The organism is Bradyrhizobium sp. NAS80.1 (assembly GCF_001908205.1).
GTDB lineage: Bacteria > Pseudomonadota > Alphaproteobacteria > Rhizobiales > Xanthobacteraceae > Bradyrhizobium.
The window spans coordinates 1-5,477 of the sequence record NZ_LGHL01000175.1 but is presented as its reverse complement, the minus strand read 5'-3'; the positions used below and the strand labels follow the sequence as shown (position 1 = coordinate 5,477).

At 63.7% G+C, this 5,477-nt stretch carries 8 protein-coding genes; 2 read left to right on the top strand and 6 right to left on the bottom strand.

Translation table 11 applies throughout. The annotated features are described in order from the left end of the window. Positions 1-594: DNA mismatch repair endonuclease MutL (gene mutL / locus AC629_RS33575; RefSeq protein ID WP_210419144.1), on the bottom strand; the 594-nt coding region annotated here is incomplete at its 3' end. A gap of 251 nt (positions 595-845) precedes the next feature. Between mutL and AC629_RS33570 the strand changes: the two genes are divergently transcribed. Continuing rightward, complete coding sequence (locus tag AC629_RS33570; RefSeq protein WP_084809081.1) at positions 846-1,163, top strand: ribbon-helix-helix domain-containing protein; 318 nt, start codon at positions 846-848, stop codon at positions 1,161-1,163. Between the two features lie 78 nt (positions 1,164-1,241). Here the strand turns inward: AC629_RS33570 and AC629_RS33565 are convergent, their stop codons facing one another. From AC629_RS33565 to AC629_RS33550, 4 genes are read right to left on the bottom strand one after another with little or no spacing between them, the layout of a single operon-like run. Further along, the gene (locus AC629_RS33565) at positions 1,242-2,810 is read right to left on the bottom strand and encodes a GMC family oxidoreductase (RefSeq protein ID WP_084809080.1); all 1,569 of its coding nucleotides are present in this window, start codon (positions 2,808-2,810) and stop codon (positions 1,242-1,244) included. 28 nt (positions 2,811-2,838) lie between these two features. After that, a complete protein-coding gene (locus AC629_RS33560) occupies positions 2,839-3,387 on the bottom strand; it encodes a Twin-arginine translocation pathway signal (protein ID WP_084809079.1) in 549 nt (182 codons plus the stop codon). A 34-nt stretch (positions 3,388-3,421) separates the two neighbouring features. Next, entirely contained in the window at positions 3,422-3,817 is a 396-nt protein-coding gene (locus AC629_RS33555) for a VOC family protein (RefSeq protein WP_074123702.1), read from the bottom strand. Then, positions 3,818-4,204 carry a c-type cytochrome gene (locus AC629_RS33550; protein WP_084809083.1) on the bottom strand — a complete coding sequence of 129 codons (387 nt, stop codon included), beginning with the start codon at positions 4,202-4,204 and terminating at the stop codon, positions 3,818-3,820. It lies immediately after the preceding gene. 307 nt (positions 4,205-4,511) lie between these two features. Here AC629_RS33550 and AC629_RS33545 point away from each other — a divergent pair, with 307 nt between their 5' ends. Next, positions 4,512-4,820 carry a hypothetical protein gene (locus AC629_RS33545; RefSeq protein WP_084809078.1) on the top strand — a complete coding sequence of 103 codons (309 nt, stop codon included), beginning with the start codon at positions 4,512-4,514 and terminating at the stop codon, positions 4,818-4,820. Between the two features lie 67 nt (positions 4,821-4,887). Here AC629_RS33545 and arfB read toward each other — a convergent pair whose 3' ends face one another. Continuing rightward, positions 4,888-5,304 carry an alternative ribosome rescue aminoacyl-tRNA hydrolase ArfB gene (gene arfB, locus AC629_RS33540; protein ID WP_084809082.1) on the bottom strand — a complete coding sequence of 139 codons (417 nt, stop codon included), beginning with the start codon at positions 5,302-5,304 and terminating at the stop codon, positions 4,888-4,890. Positions 5,305-5,477 lie beyond the last annotated feature (173 nt).

Sequence of the window (5,477 nt, the reverse complement as noted above, 5' to 3'; positions counted from 1 at the left end):
GGCCCAGGTCACGGGCGCGCGCTCCTCGCCGGCGAGCGTGAAGGCGACATCGGGTCGCGCCATCGCAAGGCGCCGGACAACTTCGCGAATGGCCTCCGCCTCGGTGCGGTCGGTCTTCAGGAATTTCAGTCGCGCGGGCGTCGCATAGAAGAGATCGTTGACCTCGACGCGCGTGCCATGCGCCAGCGCCGCTGGCATGATTCCGGACTTCTCGCCGCCCTCGACGGTAAGCGCCCAGGCATGCGGCTCGCTCGCATGCCGCGTGGTGATGGAGAGACGCGCGACGGAGCCAATCGAGGGCAACGCCTCGCCGCGGAACCCCAGGGTGCGGATCTGGAGCAGGTCCTCGTCGTCGAGCTTGGAGGTGGCATGGCGCTCGACCGCGAGCGCGAGGTCTTTCGCGGTCATGCCGCTGCCGTCATCGGTGATGCCGATCCGCCGCCGCCCGCCGCCATCGGTGAAGACGTCGATCCGGCTCGCGCCGGCATCGATGGCGTTCTCGACGAGTTCCTTGACCACGCTCGCCGGACGCTCGACCACCTCGCCGGCGGCGATGCGGTTGACGACTTGTTCTGGCAATTGGCGGACGGGCATGAACTCGATCTTGGGCTTTCGATTTGGATTCGCTGACAGCGCTATTCTAGGCCGTGTTGCGTCAAAAGCATGTGTTGGGCAACACCTGCGTGGCGGGCTGGGGAAGAGGGATGCCTATCACATTGAAGACATTGGACGTTCGAGAAAATCGTGCATCGGCGATGGACCGATCTCGGGCTGCGGTCCTGATTGTGAGGTCCCGGGCGGCGGTGTAGCATCGTGAAAAAGCGGCAACAGGACGGGAGGACGCCATGTGCCATCTCTTCGCGCACCAGCCCCAACGCGACTACGAATCCCAGACCCGTTCTTTACGGATCGGCGGGCACTGCACCTCGATCCGGCTGGAGATGGCGTTCTGGGACACGCTGGAGGAGATCGCCGCCAAGGAGAACATGAGCGTCGGCAAGTTCCTGACCTCGCTCTACAGCGAGGTGCTCGACCATCACGGCGAGGTCAACAATTTCGCCTCGCTGCTGCGCTGCTCGTGCCTGATCTACCGCTCCCGAAGCGTCGCACCAGTGCAGGAGTTCAAGGCCACGGTGGCGCCCATTCTCGATGCGGCTGAATAGTCCAATCGCTCCACAGCGGCCTTCAAACGCAAAAGCGGCTCCGTCCGGCAGGACAGAGCCGCTTTGTCGTATCAGATGTCAGATCTCCTTCTTCTGCATCGCGCCGGCGATGTAGTCAGCCTGCCGGATCGCAAGCGCGACGATAGTCAGCGTCGGGTTGCAGGCCGCGCCGCTGGTGAACTGGCTGCCGTCGGAGACGAACAGATTCTTGACGTCGTGGCTCTGCCCGTACTTGTTGACCACGCCGTCCCGCGGCTTCTCGCTCATCCGGTTGGTGCCCATGTTATGCGTGCTCGGATAGGGCGGCGTCGGATAGCTTACGGTGGCGCCGACCGCGTCATAGACCGCAGCCCCCTGCTTGTAGGCGTGAGCGCGCATCGCGACGTCGTTGGGATGATCGTCGAAATGCACGCTCGCGACTGCCTGTCCGAACTTGTCCTTGACGCTAGGATCGAGCGTGATGCGGTTGGTTTCCTGCGGCATGTCCTCGCCGACCAGCCACATGCCGGCCATCCGCGGATAGCCGTCGAGCGCGCTCGTGAACGAACGTCCCCAGGCACCGGGGTTGAGGAACGCCGCCATGAACGGCAGTCCGAGCGACAGCGTCTCCATCTCGTAGCCGCCGACGAAGCCGCGCTTCGGATTGTTGGGAGCCTCGTCGCGGATGATGCCGGCCATGGTGGTGCCGCGATACATGTGCACGGACTTCTCGAACACGGCATAGACGCTGCCGGTCATATGGCGCATGTAGTTGCGGCCGACTTGGCCGCTTGAGTTGGCGAGACCGTCGGGGAACATGGTCGAGGCGCTGTTGAGCAGCAGCCGCGGACTTTCGATCGAATTGCCGGCGACCGCGACGATGCGCGCTTTCTGGCGCTGCATTGCGCCGGTCTCGTCGGCGTAGACGACGCCGGTCACCTTGCCGCTGGCATCGTGCTCGATCTTGACCACCATGCTCTTGGGCCGGACCTCCAGATTGCCGGTGGCTTCACCCCTGGGGATCTCGGTATAGAGCGTCGACCATTTCGCGCCGGATTTGCAGCCCTGGAAGCAGAAGCCGATCTGCTGGCAGGAGCCGCGCCCGTCGCGAGGCTCGCTGTTGATCGCCATGTTGCCGGTGTGCACGGTCTTGTAGCCGAGCTTCTTCGCACCCGCTTCGAGCACCTTGAAATTGTTGTTGCCGGGGAGTCCGGGAATGCCGTTGGTGCGGGTCACGCCCATCTTGTTCTCGGCCTTGGCGTACCACGGCTCCATCTCGGCGAGCGTGACCGGCCAATCCAACAGGTTCGCGCCGGGAATGTTGCCGTAGGTGCTCTTGACCTTGAACTCATGCTCGTCGAAACGCAGCGACGCGCCGGCCCAATGGGTGGTGGAGCCGCCGACCGCCTTGACGATCCAGGCAGGAATATTTGGGAAGTCCTTGGCGACGCGCCATGTCCCCGACGTGGTGCGCGCGTCAGACCAGGCGAGCTGGGAAAAGCTCTCCCACTCGTCGTTGATGAAGTCCTGGTTCTCGATGCGCGGGCCGGCTTCGAGGATGACCACCTTGACGCCCTTCTGCGCGAGCTCGTTTCCCAGCGTTCCGCCGCCGGCACCGGAGCCGACGATCACCACAACGCCAGAGTCGTTCAGATCGAATTTTGCCATATGCGTTCTCCTGAACCGTTGTGTGGCCTTAAGCCTTCGGCAGCCAGTCGATGTCGGCGAAGCCGCGGTTGATGTAGCCGCCATGCTCGGCCGAGGAGCCCTCGTAGCCGAACCGCGGCCAGACCTCTTTCTGGTTGTAGAGCGAGACGATGAGGTCGCCGCGCACCTTCTGGAAGAAGTCGCTCTGCTCGATCTCCTTCAAGAGCGCGACGCGGTCGGCTTCCCAGGGCACTTCGGCATAGGGCACCTTGTGGCGATCCCGCGCATTCTGATCGAGCCGCGTGATGCCGTCGCTGATCAGCGACTTGACCGACGCGTCCTTGGCCGCCTTGCCGTCCCACGGCTTGATCGCGGTGATGTAGTAGCTGTCGCCGAGGGTATCGTGGGGGTAGATGTCACGCGCGACCTTCAGCAGCGTCTTCATCGTCGCGGGCGAGAGTGCGCTGGAATCATCCGCCCAGGCGCCCTCGATGTTGACGGCGACGCTGGCCGCCACTGCCGCAACCGGCACGGCCGTCGCCGCGCCCTTGAGAAAGACGCGGCGGCTGTGCTTGCTTCGACGATCGACTTCTCTCATGGGTTCCTCCGTCAATTTTGATTTTATGATTTGATCAATTGAAACGCCCGCCCCGCTGGATCACTTCGATCTTGTAGCCATCGGGATCACTGACGAAGAAGAAGCGCGCCAGCGTTCTGCCGTCGTGCTTGAAGTCGCGCAGCGGCCCTGGCGCGAGCTTCTCGCGCTCGAAGCGAGCGTGTTCGGCATCGAGATCCTCGACCACCACGGCGAGATGTCCGTAGCCGTCGCCGAGCTGGTACGGCTCCTTGCGATCGAAGTTCACGGTCAGCTCCACCTCGAAGGGCGAGGATGGGTGACGCAGATAGATCAGGGCAAAATCTGCGAACTTCAGATGGTCGGCGACTTCGAGGCCGAAGGCGCGCTTGTAGAAGTCGAGCGAGCGTGCTTCGTCGAGCACGCGGATCATGGAATGGACCGGCTTCGCCATTCAGTTCTGCTCCTTCAAATAGGCGATGATGGCGGCGCGCGTCTCCGGCTTCGCCTGCCGGTAGGCCATGACCACGCCGGGAATGACGGCTTGAGGATTGGTCAGCCAGGCGTCGAGCCTGACCTTGTCCCAGGCGAAGTCAGCTTTCGCCAGGCCCTCGGAATAGCGAAAGCCTTCGATCTTGCCGGCAGGCCGGCCCACGATCCTCACGAGAGGCGGGCCCTGCCGCACCGGTTCCGTCAGGCTTATGGTGTGGCACACCGCGCACTGCTGCTTGAACAGCGTAGCACCGCCCGGTGGCTTTGCGGCCGGCAACGGCATTTGCGCGTCGGCAACACGGATCACCAGCACCGTTGCGGTGCACAATCTCACCACGACTGCGCGCATCGTCAAGAGCTCGCCCATCCGGATCAACGTCAGCGTGTGCAAATTCTAGGCGGCGTCAAAGATGCGGTGGTAGTAGCGGGCTGTTTCGCTGCGAATCGAGATACTTATGGTCTGCGCTGTTCCGCGCTGCCGCATATGAGGAGCACAATTCCGCGAAACCGCCGCCAAATCCCTAAACGATGACCACACGATCCGGATTGCATGGCAACCGCGCCGCTTGAACTCTCTACGCGATGACATGGCCCGGTGCAGGCGAGCGGCGTAGAGCAGCCGAGCCATTCATCGCGAAAAAATCCAGGAGAAATGGATGAAGTTGGTGAAGACCTCGATGATCGCATGCGCTCTCTCGGCTCTCATTGCGACGCCCGTTCTCGCGCAAGGCGCGCCCCCCGACGCCAAGACGCGCGGCACCGTACAAAGCAAACCCATGCAAGGCGGCACGATGGGCAGCGGAGATGAGGAGCTCAGCGCGCAGCCGGGAGCAGCGGGCGAGAAGACGGGCATGAAGTCGACCAAAGGCACCAGGGGCACGGTCGGCAGCACGGGCAGCGCTGCGCATAAGGGAACCGCCGACGAGCCTGCGTCGGGCGGCGCAGCCCCAGGCAAGCGTTACTAGTCTCGTCGGATCACAGGAAAACTCCGGTCGCACTGCGGCCGGAGTTTTCTTGGCTGCGCCCGTTTCGCTAGTCGTCGAAGCGCCCGCCGCGTCCGGCCTTGACGTCGCTGCGATGTTTCTTGCCGTCGAGCCGGCGTTGCTTGGAGGCGAAGGTGGGCCGCGTCGCGCGGCGCGGTGTCGGCCGCACCATGGCCTCGCGCAGGATCTCGGTGAGGCGGTCGATGGCGTCCTGCCGGTTACGTTCCTGGGTGCGGAAGCGCTGGGCGTGGATCACGATCACGCCGTCCTTGGTCATGCGCTGGCCGGCGATGCGGGCGAGCCGGATCGTCGCATCCTCTGGCAGGGTCAGCTTGCGTGTGTCGAAGCGCAGCTGGGCCGAGGTCGAGACCTTGTTGACGTTCTGCCCGCCCGGGCCGGACGCCCGGACGAAGCCGATCTCGATGTCGTCCTCGTCGATGACGAGATCGCGGGATATCCGCAGCATGATGGCACCATTCGTGATGGCCCGGACATATCTCGGACGTCTACGTTCGGCAATGGTGCATCTGGAAAGCAAAATGGCCGGGACGAGCCCGGCCATTTCAAGAAAGATAACGGAAGTCAGTTTGACTTCGTCGCCGGTGCGGCGGCCGGCTGCGCGGCGGCCTGCGGGGCGCG